This window comes from Stenotrophomonas koreensis, assembly GCF_001431525.1.
GTDB classification, from domain to species: Bacteria; Pseudomonadota; Gammaproteobacteria; order Xanthomonadales; family Xanthomonadaceae; genus Stenotrophomonas; species Stenotrophomonas koreensis.
This window is the reverse complement of record NZ_LDJH01000012.1, coordinates 51,050-63,999: the sequence shown is the minus strand read 5'-3', so window position 1 is coordinate 63,999 and position 12,950 is coordinate 51,050. Positions and strand designations below refer to the sequence as shown.

10 protein-coding genes and 1 pseudogene are annotated in these 12,950 nt (G+C 67.1%); 7 read left to right on the top strand and 4 right to left on the bottom strand.

The features are described 5' to 3' along the window. Positions 1-39: 39 nt before the first annotated feature. Genes ABB25_RS07390 through ABB25_RS07375 form a run of 4 tightly spaced genes read left to right on the top strand, consistent with a single transcriptional unit; the run spans position 40 to position 6,227 of the window. Positions 40-927, top strand: coding sequence for a ribose-phosphate pyrophosphokinase (locus ABB25_RS07390; RefSeq protein WP_057665485.1), 888 nt, complete (start codon positions 40-42; stop codon positions 925-927). 56 nt (positions 928-983) lie between these two features. Beyond that, complete coding sequence (locus ABB25_RS07385) at positions 984-3,326, top strand: phosphoketolase family protein (protein WP_057665483.1); 2,343 nt, start codon at positions 984-986, stop codon at positions 3,324-3,326. 28 nt (positions 3,327-3,354) lie between these two features. Beyond that, positions 3,355-4,713 (top strand): MBL fold metallo-hydrolase RNA specificity domain-containing protein, encoded by a 1,359-nt coding sequence (locus ABB25_RS07380; protein WP_057665480.1) that lies wholly within the window; start codon positions 3,355-3,357, stop codon positions 4,711-4,713. Beyond that, the gene (locus ABB25_RS07375) at positions 4,710-6,227 is read left to right on the top strand and encodes a thymidine phosphorylase family protein (RefSeq protein WP_057665478.1); all 1,518 of its coding nucleotides are present in this window, start codon (positions 4,710-4,712) and stop codon (positions 6,225-6,227) included. Before ABB25_RS07380 ends, ABB25_RS07375 begins: the two co-directional genes overlap by 4 nt. 160 nt (positions 6,228-6,387) lie before the next feature. Here ABB25_RS07375 and dksA read toward each other — a convergent pair whose 3' ends face one another. Further along, a complete protein-coding gene (dksA, locus tag ABB25_RS14295) occupies positions 6,388-7,737 on the bottom strand; it encodes an RNA polymerase-binding protein DksA (RefSeq protein ID WP_083488174.1) in 1,350 nt (449 codons plus the stop codon). Positions 7,738-7,974: 237 nt separating this feature from the next. Here dksA and yidD point away from each other — a divergent pair. From yidD to ABB25_RS07350, 3 genes and pseudogenes are all read left to right on the top strand, one after another. Then, a pseudogene (gene yidD / locus ABB25_RS14830) lies at positions 7,975-8,238 on the top strand (membrane protein insertion efficiency factor YidD); the annotation flags it as partial. Further along, the gene (locus ABB25_RS07355; RefSeq protein WP_057665469.1) at positions 8,239-9,585 is read left to right on the top strand and encodes a dihydroorotase; all 1,347 of its coding nucleotides are present in this window, start codon (positions 8,239-8,241) and stop codon (positions 9,583-9,585) included. Positions 9,586-9,602: 17 nt separating this feature from the next. Next, positions 9,603-10,421 carry a M23 family metallopeptidase gene (locus ABB25_RS07350; RefSeq protein WP_425477318.1) on the top strand — a complete coding sequence of 273 codons (819 nt, stop codon included), beginning with the start codon at positions 9,603-9,605 and terminating at the stop codon, positions 10,419-10,421. Positions 10,422-10,814: 393 nt separating this feature from the next. On the opposite strand, the gene ABB25_RS07345 is transcribed toward ABB25_RS07350, so the two are convergent. From ABB25_RS07345 to ubiG, 3 genes are read right to left on the bottom strand one after another with little or no spacing between them, the layout of a single operon-like run. Further along, complete coding sequence (locus ABB25_RS07345) at positions 10,815-11,525, bottom strand: isoprenoid biosynthesis enzyme family protein (protein ID WP_057665465.1); 711 nt, start codon at positions 11,523-11,525, stop codon at positions 10,815-10,817. Then, positions 11,522-12,214 carry a phosphoglycolate phosphatase gene (locus tag ABB25_RS07340; protein ID WP_057665464.1) on the bottom strand — a complete coding sequence of 231 codons (693 nt, stop codon included), beginning with the start codon at positions 12,212-12,214 and terminating at the stop codon, positions 11,522-11,524. Before ABB25_RS07340 ends, ABB25_RS07345 begins: the two co-directional genes overlap by 4 nt. Continuing rightward, positions 12,207-12,947 carry a bifunctional 2-polyprenyl-6-hydroxyphenol methylase/3-demethylubiquinol 3-O-methyltransferase UbiG gene (gene ubiG / locus ABB25_RS07335; RefSeq protein ID WP_057665461.1) on the bottom strand — a complete coding sequence of 247 codons (741 nt, stop codon included), beginning with the start codon at positions 12,945-12,947 and terminating at the stop codon, positions 12,207-12,209. Before ubiG ends, ABB25_RS07340 begins: the two co-directional genes overlap by 8 nt. Between the last annotated feature and the right edge of the window lie 3 nt (positions 12,948-12,950).

Genomic DNA, 12,950 nt, shown 5'->3' with positions numbered 1-12,950 from the left:
GCACGAGGATGGACCCATGCCACAAGGAACCGCCAAGCCATGCAACGCCTGATCCTGCCCCTGCCGGGCAACGAGGTTTTCGCCAGCCAGCTGGCCCACCATGCCGGTGCTGCGCTGGGCCGCATCGAAAGCCGCCGTTTTCCCGATGGCGAAAGCCATGTGCGGCTGGCCGATGACCCCGCCGGCCGGGTGGTGGACCTGGTCTGCACCCTGGCCAATCCGGACCCGGGCCTGGCGGCCCTGCTGTTTGCTGCCGATTGCGCGCGTGAACTGGGCGCCCGTGAAGTGAACCTGGTCGCGCCGTATCTGGCCTACATGCGCCAGGACAAACGCTTCGTGCCCGGCGAGGCGGTCAGCTCGTACAGCTTTGCGCGTGTGCTCTCGGCCACCTTCGACAGCCTGCTCACGGTGGATCCGCACCTGCACCGCCACCCCAGCCTGGCGGCGCTGTATACGATCCCGACCACCACCCTGCATGCCGCACCACTGCTGGCCGACTGGATCGCCGCCCACGTCAGCCGCCCGCTGATCATCGGCCCGGACGAGGAAAGCCTGCAGTGGGCAGCAGCCATCGCCGAACGTATCGGCGCGCCGTCGGTGGTGCTGCGCAAGACCCGGCATGGTGACCGCGATGTCACCCTCCAGGTGCCCGAGCTGGGCCACTGGCGCGACCACACCCCGGTGCTGGTCGATGACATTGCCGCTTCCGGACATACCCTGCTGGTGGCAGCCCGCCAGCTGATCGCCCAAGGCCTGCCGGCGCCGGAATGCGTGGTGGTGCATGCACTGCTGGACGACAGCGCCTACGCAACGCTGCAGCAGGTGTTTGCCCGTTTCACTTCCACCGATGCGGTGCCCCACCCCAGCAACCGCATCGCACTGGCGCCCTTGATTGCCGATGCCCTGCGTCAGGGGCTACGCGACTGAGCCGCTTGCGCCCGGCAAGCGCGCATGCAACGACAATGATCACCAGGAGCCCTGCGATGTCTGTTCCTTCCGCACGTTCACGCTGGCTGGCCGGCTACGGCCCGCTCCAGCACCGCGCCGATACCGTCGCCGCTGCCGATGCCCTGGTGCAGCAGCTGCTCGACCAGGGACACCTGGCCGATGCCGAACACGGCTACCACCTGCTCAGCGCCGCCGATCGCCTGGCCTGCATGGCCATGAGCGTGGTGGCGCACATGACCTATGCGCGCCGGATCGACCTGCAGGGATTGCCGTTGGCCGCTGCCGATTTCAAACCCAACCCGGAAGGCCATACCGGCGGCTCGCTGAACATGGTGCCGGCCTTCGTCGGCTACCTGCTGGCCAATGCCCTGAGCGGCCACACCCGTGGCTGGCTGATGGGCCAGGGCCACTGTGTGGCCGCGATCGAAGCGGTCAACGCACTCTCCGGCGATGTCTCGCCGGCCCAGCGCGGCCGTTACGACCGCAGCGCGGCCGGGCTGGCGCAGCTGTGCCAGGATTTCTATTCCTACGCCATCGATGCCAAGGGCCGGCCGGCCGTGCCGCTGGGCAGTCATGCCGGCCCGAATACGGCCGGCGCGGTCTGCGAAGGCGGCTACCTCGGCTTTGCCGCCCTGCAGTATGTGCATATGCCGCTGCCGGGGGAGTCGCTGGTCGCCTTCCTCAGCGATGGCGCCTTCGAGGAGCAGCGCGGCTCGGACTGGGCACCGCGCTGGTGGCGTCACCAGGACAGTGGGCATGCCATTCCGGTGATGATCCTCAACGGTCGCCGGATCGAACAGCGCACCCAGATCGTGCAGCAAGGCGGGCCGGCCTGGCTGGCCGCGGACGTCCGCGCCAATGGTTTTGATCCGCGCATCATCGATGGCCGCGACCCGGCGGCGTTTGCCTGCGCGATCATCGCCGCCGATGCCGCGCTGGCCGAGGCCGGCGACGACACGGCTCCGCTGCCCTATCTGATTGCCGAAACCGAAAAGGGCTTCGGCTTTCCCGGCGCCGGCAGCAACGCCGCGCACAACCTACCGCTGGCGGCCAACCCGCATCACGACGCTGCCGCGCGCGCTGCCTTCAACGCCGGGGCGCAGGCACTGTTCGTGCCCGCCGCCGAGCTCGATGCCGCGCTGGCCACGCTGGCCAACCACCCGGCCCGGCAGCGTCCGCTGGAAAGCGCACACCCGATGGCGCACCGCCATCCGCCAGCACCGACCCTGCCGCCGGTTGCCGCCGGGCCCGGCCAGCGCAGTGCAATGGCCGCACTGGATGCCTGGTTCTGCGCCTTGGTCAGCGCCAATCCGCAACTGCGCGTGCGCGTGGGCAACCCCGACGAGCTGGCCAGCAACAAGATGGGCGCCACCCTGGCCCTGCTCAAGCACCGGGTCATCCAGCCCGAGGCCGGCGTGGCCGAAGACCGCCTCGGCGCGGTGATCACCGCACTCAACGAAGAGGCGGTAGCCGCTGCCGCCCTGGGCAACAAGGGTGGGCTGAACCTGGTGGTCAGCTATGAGGCCTTCGCGGTCAAGATGCTCGGCCTGTTGCGCCAGGAAATAATCTTCGCCCGCCGCCAGAAGGAGCTGGGACAGCCACCGGGCTGGCTGTCGGTGCCGCTGGTGGTCACCTCCCATACCTGGGAAAACAGCAAGAACGAGCAGTCCCACCAGGATCCGACCATTGGCGAGGCCCTGCTCGGCGAAATGTCCGACAGCGCCCGGGTGCTGTTCCCGGTGGATGCGGCCACCGCGGTGGCCGCGCTGCACCGGCTCTATCAGGGCCGCGGTGAGATCGGCTGCGTGGTGGTATGCAAGCGCGAACTGCCGCAACACCTCGATGCGGCCAGCGCGCAGGCGCTGGTCCGGCAGGGTGCCGGCCATGTCAGCGGTGACCCCGGCGATGCCCAGCTGCAGCTGGTGGCAATTGGCGCCTACCAGCTGCAGCAGGCACTGCGGGCCCAGGCCCATCTGGCCACGCACGGCTGCCGCAGCTGCGTCAGTGTGGTACTGGAGCCGGGCCGCCTGCGCATTCCCCGCGACGAGCTGGAAGCGGCCTTCGTGCTCGATGACAGCACCTTGCAGGCGCTGTTCCCGCCGGCACTGCCGCGGGTGCTGCTCAGCCACACCCGCCCCGAACCGATGCTCGGCGTGCTGCGCCGGCTCGACGGCGGCCCGGCACACACCACGGCACTGGGTTACATCAACCGTGGCGGCACCCTGGACGTGGACGGCATGCTGTTCGCCAACCGCTGCACCTGGGCGCATGCGGTGGATGCGGCCGCCCGCCTCACCGGCTTGGATCGCGAGCAGTTGTTCAGCCTGGCCCAGCGCCAGACACTGGACGGCTGCGGCAACCCGTGTGACCTGCAATGACCCCTTCCTGCCCAAGCGAGTGCATCCCATGCTCAGTCTGACCTGCCTTGGCGGCGCCGGAACCGTCACCGGTTCCAAGCATCTGCTCACCAGCGGCGATACCCGCCTGCTGGTCGATTGCGGCCTGTTCCAAGGCCTGAAGAACCTGCGTGAACTGAACTGGGAGCCGCTGCCGGTCGCCCCGCGCAGCATCGATGCGGTGGTGCTGACCCACGCCCACCTGGACCACTGCGGCTACCTGCCGCGGCTGCTGCTGGATGGCTTCAACGGCCGCATCCACACCAGTGCAGCCAGCCGCGATGTGGCCGAGCTGATCCTGCGCGACAGTGGCCACCTGCAGGAGAAGGATGCCGACTTTGCCAACCGCAAGGGCTTTGCCGGGAACAAGCCAGCGCTGCCGCTGTATACCGAGCACGATGCACTGCGCACGATGCAGTCCTTCACCAGCGTGCCCTGGCACCAGCCGGTGCCGCTGCCCGGCGATGCGACACTGACCCTGCGCCGGGCCGGCCACATCCTGGGCGCGGCCACTGCCCAGATCGACATCGCCGGCACCCGGATCGTGTTTTCCGGCGACCTTGGCCGCTATGACGACCCGCTGATGCACGATCCCGAACCGGTGGCCGAAGCGGACTATGTGGTGATCGAGTCCACCTATGGCGACCGCCTGCACTCGCGCCAGGATCCCACCGAGGCCCTGGGCGAGGTGATTGAACGCACCGTGCTGCGTGGCGGCACCGTGGTGATCCCGGCCTTCGCGGTCGGCCGCGCGCAGGAACTGCTCTACCACATCTGGAAACTCAAGCAGGGCGGGCGCCTGAAGAACGTGCCGGTGTACATGGACAGCCCGATGGCGATCAATGCCGGCAGCGTCTTCCAGCGCCACCCCGATGAGCATCGCCTGACGCACTACGACAGTGTCGCGGTCGGCGCCGCTGCCACCGCCGTGCGTGAAGTGGAGCACTCCAAGGCGCTGTCGGCCAACCGCTACCCGAAGGTCATCATCTCGGCCAGTGGCATGGCCACCGGCGGCCGGGTGCTGCACCACATCGCCGCCTATGCCGGTGACCACCGCAACACCCTGCTGTTTTCCGGTTTCCAGGCCGCCGGCACCCGTGGCCGCAAGCTGCTCGAGGGCGCGCGTGAAATCAAGCTGCTGGGCCGGATCATTCCCATCAATGCCGAGGTCCAGGAACTGCCGATGCTGTCGGCCCATGCCGACAGCAATGAGCTGATGCGCTGGCTGTCCGGCTTTACCCGTCCGCCGCGCAAGGTGTTCATCGTCCACGGCGAGCCGGAGGCTGCCGACGCACTGCGCTGGCGGATCAAACAGGAGCTGGGCTGGCCGGCCAGCGTTCCACTGCAGGACCGGAGTTACTCACTTTGAATGCGACCAACGTTCCCAAACAGCCCCATCTGCGCGCCATCCGCATGGGCCTGCATGCCCTGCACCAGTCGGTGGCGGTCATGCGCACCGACTGCCACGTCTGCCACTCCGAAGGCCTGGCACCGCGTTCGCAGGTGCTGCTGATCGCTGGCGAACGGGAAGTCCCAGCCATGCTCTACCAGATCGATGGTGACCAGTTCGAGGTCAACCAGGTCGCACTGTCGGAGGCGGCCTGGCAGGCGCTGGACATCTGCGAAGGCGACATCATCCAGGTCCGCCACGCGCCGGTGACCGAGTCCATCGCCTTCGTCCGCCGCCGGGTGTACGGCCACCGTCTGGAGGCCGACGCCTACGCGGCGATCGTGCGCGATGTGGTGCAGGGACGCTACACCGATGTGCAGCTGGCGGCCTTCCTCACCGCCACCGCCACCCTGCCCCTGGATGAAGACGAGACCGAGCACCTGACCCGGGCAATGGTCGAGGTCGGCCAACGGCTGGACTGGCACTCACCACTGGTGGTGGACAAGCACTGTGTCGGCGGCCTGCCCGGCAACCGCACCACCCCGCTGGTGGTGGCCATTGCCGCCGCCAATGGGCTGGTGATGCCCAAGACCTCCTCGCGCGCGATCACCTCACCGGCAGGCACGGCCGACACGATGGAAACCCTGGCACCGGTGGAACTGGACCTGGCCACCATGCGCCGGGTGGTACAGCAACAGGGCGGCTGCCTGGCCTGGGGCGGGGCGATGCACCTGTCACCGGCCGACGACCTGTTCGTGCGCATCGAGCGTGAACTGGACATCGACACCGAGGGCCAGCTGGTCGCCTCGGTGCTGTCCAAGAAGATCGCCGCCGGTGCCACCCATGTGGTCATCGACATTCCGGTCGGGCCGACCGCCAAGGTGCGCAGCCAGGCCGAAGCCGGGCAGCTGGCCGCACGCATGAGCCATGTGGCCAAACACTTTGGCCTGGCCCTGCGCTGCCTGATCACCGACGGCAGCCAGCCGGTCGGCCGCGGCATCGGCCCGGCACTGGAGGCCCGCGATGTGCTGGCCGTCTTCCAGGGCCTGGCCGGTGCCCCGCAGGACCTGCGTCAACGCGCGGCGCTGGTGGCCGGTGCGGTACTGGAAATCGGCGGCGTTGCCGCACCCGGTCATGGCCAGGCACTGGCCCTGCAGACCCTGGACAACGGCCAGGCCTGGGAACGCTTCCAGCGCATCTGCCAGGCCCAGGGCGGGCTGCGCGAACCACCGCGGGCGACGCATGTCGAACCACTGGTGGCGCCGCTCAGCGGCCGCGTCAACCGGATCGACAACCGCAAACTGTCGCGGCTGGCAAAACTGGCCGGTGCGCCTGAACGCCCGGCCGCCGGGGTCGAGCTGCGCGTGCGCCTGGGCGAGCAGGTACAGGCCGGCCAGCCACTATTGCTGCTGCACGCCCAGAGCACTGGCGAGCTGGCCTATGCGCTGGACTACGCGCGCAACGTCGGCAGTATCATCAGCATCGGCGACTGAGCCTGCAGCGGGCGGCGCGTCAGCGCCGCTACCCGCCCTGTCCATTGGCAGCACGCGCAATAAAAAACCCCACAACGGCGTGTGGGGTTTTCAAACGCTGGCGATCAGCCACCGCGGCGCATGCCGATCCAGCCCTTGCCGGAGCAAGGCCAATGGGCTTTTAGTCGCCCTGCTGCTTCTGCAGGTGCTCCCAGCGCTCCTGCGCATCGATCGTACGCTCGGCGGTCAGGCGCGCCTCCAGACGGTCCAGGCCGATCTCTTCACCGGTATCGACGCAGTAGCCGTAGTCACCGGCGTCCAGACGCTTGAGGGTGGAGTCGATCTTGCCGATCAGCTTGCGGTAGCGGTCACGGGTACGCAGCTCGAGCGAGTTCTCCGTTTCACGGGTGGCCCGTTCGGCCTCGTCACCGATATCGCGTACTTCCTCACGCAGGTTTTCAATGGTCTGCTTGGATTCTTCCACCAGCTCGGCACGCCAGCTGATCAGGCGCTGGCGGAAGTATTCCTGTTGCAGCGGATTCATGTACTCCTCGTCGGCCGACGGCTTGTAGCCGGCGGGGATCTGAGGACGACCAGTTGCCTCATCCATCACGTAGTCCACCACTTTGTATTGCGGGGCGGCCTTGTTGGCACGCACAGGCGAGGTTACCGCCACGGCCACCTTGCCGATGGGGCGTGCCGCCGGCTTGGCCGGGGCAACAGTCTTGGGAGCGGTCTTGGCAGCAGTTTTCGAAACAGACACAGGATTACCGGATTGCTTGGATTTGGGTACGGGAGCCGCAGTGGCGCCCGGCGATGATGCTTGAGTTACAGGGCGCGCATTTTTCACCACGGCCGGTGAAGAGGAGGCAACGTTGCGTGTTGCCGCCTGCTTGCGCGGCGCCGGAACAGCCGCCTGGGCAGTCGTGCTGACCGCGCCGGTGGTTTTCTTGCTGGCCGTCTTCGTGGCCTTGGCAACGAGGGTGCTGGCCGGTTTGCCGGCTGGCTTGGCGGGCGTCTTTTTCACGGCCACTTTGCTGACTGGGCTGACGGCCTTGTTGACCGCCTTGCTGACAGTCTTCTTGACCACCTTGGTGGCAGCGACCTTCTTGACTGCCGCCTTGGTCGCCTTGGTGGCAGCCTTCTTGACTGCCGGCTTGGTCAACTTGGTGACGGCCTTCTTGACTGCCGGCTTGGTCAACGTGGTGACGGCCTTCTTGACTGCCGGCTTGCCCACCTTGGTGACAGCCTTCTTGGCCACCGCCTTGGTTGTCTTGGTCACGGCCTTGCTGGTTGCCGGTTTGGACGTCTTGACCACGGCCTTGGCGGCGACGGTCCTGACGGCGGCTTTGGCAACCGTTTTACTGTTCACAGGCCCGGCCACCTTGCCGGCAGCCTTTTTCGCCACGGGCCTGGTCACCTTCACCGCTGCCTTTTTTACCACGGGCACGGTTACCGCCTTCTTGGCGACAGGCTTGGCAGTTTTCTTGGCGGCCTTTGCGGCCTGCTTAGCAATTTTAGTCGCAGCCACGAAACGCTCTTCCTTGTTCCCCCGGGGCCCGGGAAGCGGGCCTTTATAACGTACCCGACCGGGGCGGGCAACCTCGGAGCCAAAAACCCTACGCCGCCGCAGCAGCGACAGCCTCCCTGCTGCCGTATCCGATCAGGACCCACCGGCCGCACCTGCATGCCGGACAGTCATCACGGTCTCCGTCAAGGAAACCAAACCTGTAGGGCTGATCCTGCGACAAGGCCGCCACTTTGCCAAGTGGCCTATCATCTGGAGGTGATCTCACGACTGCTCATCGTCCTGCTGCGCGTCTATAAAGCCTTCATCAGCCCGATGCTTGGCCCCCGTTGCCGTTTCGTGCCCAGCTGCTCGGAATATGCGATGGGCGCCATCGCACAGCATGGCCCATTGCGCGGTCTCTGGTTGACCACCACCCGCCTGGCCCGTTGCCACCCGCTGCACCCGGGTGGCTATGACCCCGTCCCCGGCACCGTCCGCTGCCATTGCACAGGAAACGCCCCCATGTCCTCTACCCTGATCATCAACGCCCGCCTGGTCAATGAAGGCCGCAGCTATGCCGCCGACCTGCGCATCGAAGGCGAGCGCATTGCGCAGATTGCGCCTGGACTGACCCCACGCCAGGGCGAGACCGTCATTGATGCCGCCGGCAAGTGGCTGCTGCCGGGCATGATCGATGACCAGGTCCACTTCCGCGAACCGGGCCTGACCCACAAGGGCGATATCGCCAGTGAATCGGCGGCACTGGTTGCCGGTGGCCTGACCAGCTTCATGGACATGCCCAACACCAACCCGCCGACCCTGGATTCGGCCGCGCTGGAGGCCAAGTACGCGCTGGCCGAGGGGCGTGCCTGGGGCAATTACGGTTTCTACCATGGCGCCTCCAACGACAACCTGGAAGCCATCCGCGCACTGGACCCGAAAGCCACCCCGGGGGTGAAGGTATTCATGGGCGCCTCCACCGGCAACATGCTGGTGGACAACCCGCAGACGCTGGACGCGATCTTCCGCGACTGCCCGACCCCGATCATCACCCATTGCGAAGACACGCCGATGATCAACGCGCTGGCCGCGCAGTACGAAGAAAAATACGGCGATGCGCTGACCGCCGAACAGCACCCGGACATCCGTTCGCGCGCCGCCTGCCTGAAGTCCTCCGAACTGGCGGTGTCACTGGCCAAAAAGCACGGCACTCGCCTGCATGTGCTGCACATCTCCACCGCCGACGAGCTCAAGCTGTTCGAGCCCGGCCCGCTGGTGCGCGCCGATGGCAGCCGCAAGCAGATCACCGCCGAGACCTGCGTGCACTTCCTGCATTTCGCCCGTCCCGACTACAAGGAGAAGGGCAACCTGATCAAGTGCAACCCGGCGATCAAGGAAGAAAGCGACCGCCAGGCGCTCATCGCGGCGCTGGCCAATGATGTGATCGACGTGCTGGCCACCGACCATGCCCCGCATACCTGGGAAGAGAAGCAAAAACCCTATGCCCAGGCTCCGTCCGGGCTGCCGCTGGTGCAGTACGCGCTGGTGGCCGCGCTGGAGCGCGTGCACGAGGGCAAGCTGAGCCGCGAGCAGGTGGTGCAGAAGTTCGCCCATGCCCCGGCCCAGCTGTTCGATGTGGCCCAGCGCGGCTTCCTGCGCGAGGGTTATTACGCCGACCTGGTGCTGGTGGAGGATGTGCCGTTCACGGTCAAGCGCGAGGACGTGCTGGGCAAGTGCGGCTGGTCGCCGTTTGAAGGCACCACCTTCCGCTCGCGCGTGGCCGCGACCTTCGTCAATGGCCAGCAGGTCTGGGACGGCGAAAAGCTGCTCGGCGAACCGGCCGGCCAGCGCCTGGAATTTGACCGTTGATCGTGGCGAGGCAGTGCATCGCGGGCTTGCTCCTGGCGCTGGGCCTGGTTTGCGCCGGCGCCCAGGCCCAGGACAACGTGCGGGTGGTATTTCCGGCCAGCGTGCAGCAGGGCGCGCTGGTGATCGGCCGGGTACCGCCCGGCAGCCAGGTCCGGCAGGGTGAGCGCGACCTGCGCGTATCCGGTTACGGCACGGTAGTGCTGGGGGTGGGCCGCGACCAGCGCGACCCGCTGCAGCTCACCGTCACCCGCCCCGATGGCAGCCGGGTCGATGCCGAAATTGCGGTGGACCGGCGCAACTGGCCGCTCCAGCACGTCAATGGCGTGCCGCCGCGCACCGTCAACCCGCCACCGGAACTGGCCGCGCGCATCGCCCGCGAGCAGGCAGCCGTGACCGCTGCGCGCACCCGCGACGACAACCGCACCGACTTCGCCACCGCCTTCATCTGGCCGGTGAACGGGCGCATCAGTGGCCGCTTCGGCAATGCCCGGGTCTACAACGGCCAACCCGGCAGCGGTCATTCGGGCATGGACATCGCCGCCCCGACCGGCACCCCGGTCAAGGCCCCGGCCGGCGGGGTGGTCACCTTTGCCGATGCCGACCTGTACCTGACCGGCGGCACCGTGGTGCTGGACCATGGCTTTGGCATCAGCTCCAACTTCCTGCACCTGTCACGGATCGACATAAAGGTTGGCGACCGGGTCGAGCAGGGCCAGGTGATCGCCGCGGTCGGCTCGACCGGACGCTCGACCGGGCCACACCTGCACTGGGGCATGAACTGGTTTGACGTGCGCATCGACCCGTTGCTGGTGCTGGAGCGATCAAAGCAGGAGTGAGTGGAGAGAAACGAGGAACGAGACGAAAACCGACAAGCCTCGACCTGCGACATCCACAAAGCAAAAAGGCGCCTTGCGGCGCCTTTTTGCTGGCTGTGAGCCGGGTTTGAGAAGCGCCGGAAGAGTGGCAGAAAACCCTCTCGTTCCTCACTCATCTGCACTCGTTTCTCGCCCCTCAGCGTCCACGCGCGGCCCACCAGGCCTTGAGCAGCACCGTGGCGAGGAGTGAGGAACGAGAGGAAAAACCAGTACACCTCCCACCGCTGACATCCGGAAAACAAAAAGGCGCCTGTCGGCGCCTTTTTGATGGTCATGGGCTTGGCTTTAGCAACAGCAAGAGAAACAAGGCAGCGTCCTCTCACTCCTCGTTACTCTGCACTCATTCCTCGCCTGTCAGCGTCCACGCGCGGCCCACCAGGCCTTGAGCAGCACCGTGGCCTGATGCGGGGTCAACGGTTTGTCGGCTGCCAGCCCCTGCAGACGCAAGCGCGCCAGCAGCGCCAGCACCCGGCGCGGACGCGGGCCGGCCACCCGGACGCCCCAGCCCTTGAGCAGCTGCTGCGCCCAGGCCGCGACGGCCTGGCCGGCATCGTTGCCGGCAATACTGGCCGGCACCGCCTGCTGGCCACTGCGCAGCAGGCGCTGGCCCAGGGTATGCGCCAGAACCGCCTGCGCCGCCTGCGGTTGCAGCGGCGCATCGAACACCACTGCTTCCACCGCCGCCACCGCCGCGGCATAGGCCTGCAGCGCACGCTGGGCAACGCCGGGATCGCTCAGCGCCGCACGTGCGGCGGGTAGATCCGGCAGCACGTCGGCCAGGCCCATCCATGGCGCACGCAGCGGATCAAGCACCCTGCCCAACGGATGGCGTGAGCGCTGTCCCTGCCAGCTGCGCAGCTCCTGTGCCCACCACGCCAGCTTGGCATCCTGGGCCGTGGTGTCGCCCTGGGCGGCAAGGATGTCGTCAAACTCCTGCAGCAGCGCAAACCAGGCCACGCACCGCTCACGCTGGTCCACGGCAATGAACGGCTCCACCAGTGACCATTCCGGCCAACGCTGGTGCCACTTGGCCAGAAAGCTGTCCAGCGCCGAATAACTACTCATGACATTTCAGACTCATGGATGACTTGCGGCCACGCCGCTGGCTGGCTGAGGATGGCGGCACTTTCATGCAGACAATCCGCGCCCCAGTCCTGCGGCACATCGTCGGCCAGCCGGTAACCCCACAGTGCTGCCACCGACGGCATTCCCGCGGCCTGCGCCGCCTGGATATCACGTTGGTCATCGCCGACATACACGCACTGGCCCGCGGGCACGGCGATCGCCTGCGCGGCATGCAGCAGCGGCAGCGGGTGCGGTTTCTTTTCAGCCAGCGTATCGCCGCCGACCAGCACCGCGCAGCGCTGCTGCCAGCCGTGTTGCGGCAGGATCAGCTGCGCCAGGTATTCAGGCTTGTTGGTGACGATGCCCCAGCGGCAACCGGCCTGTTCCAGCGCCTGCAGCATCGGCTCGACACCATCAAACAGCCGCGCATGCTGGCCGATCAGGTCCTGGTAGGTGTCCAGGAACTCGTCGACCAGGGCTTCGCGCTGATCCTGTTCCAGCTGCGGAAAGGCCGCAGCCAGCATCGCCCGCGAGCCCTTGGACACGACCGGACGGATGAGCGCGTCGGCCGGCGCCTCCCAGCCACGCCGCTCGGCCATCACGGCCAGGGTGGCGAAAAAATCCGGTGCACTGTCAAGCAGGGTGCCGTCCAGGTCGAACAGCACGGCCGCAGGGAAACGCTCAGCCATTGCTGCCACCGACAAGTGGCAGGCGCGCGGCCATCAGGTAATTGATGGCGGTGTTGCGCGAGAGCCGGGCCCGGCCGGCCCACGGTTCATAGGCCATGCCGGAGACATCCTCCACATCAAGACCCTGCTCACGCACCCAGCGTGCAAGTTCGGCCGGGGTGATGAACTCCTGGTAGCTGTGGGTGCCCGGCGGCAACAGCCGCGCGATGTATTCCGCGCCAAGGATGGCAACCGCAAAGGCCGCCGGGGTGCGGTTGATGGTGGACAAGAACAGCTGGCCACCGGGCTTGAGCAGGGCGCGGCAGGCGGCCAGGATCGAGCCCGGATCGGGCACATGCTCGAGCATTTCCATGCAGGTGATCACATCGAAGCTGCCTGGCTGCTGGGCGGCCAGGTCCTCGGCACTGATGACCCGGTAATCCACCGCCACGCCGGACTGGCGCGCATGCGCATCGGCCACCGCGATCAGCTCGGCGCCCAGGTCGATCGCCGTGACCTGCGCCCCGGTCCCGGCCAGCGCCTCCGACAGCAGGCCACCGCCACAGCCGATATCCAACACCCGTTTGCCGGACAGGGAAACCCGGCTGGCCACGTACTGCAACCGCACCGGGTTCAATGCGTGCAGTGGCTTCTGCGGGCCATCGGCATCCCACCACTGGTCGGCCAGGGCGGCGAATTTTTCCAGTTCGGCGGGGTCGAAATTGCCTTCTGGACTGGCTTGCACCTTGCTCATCAC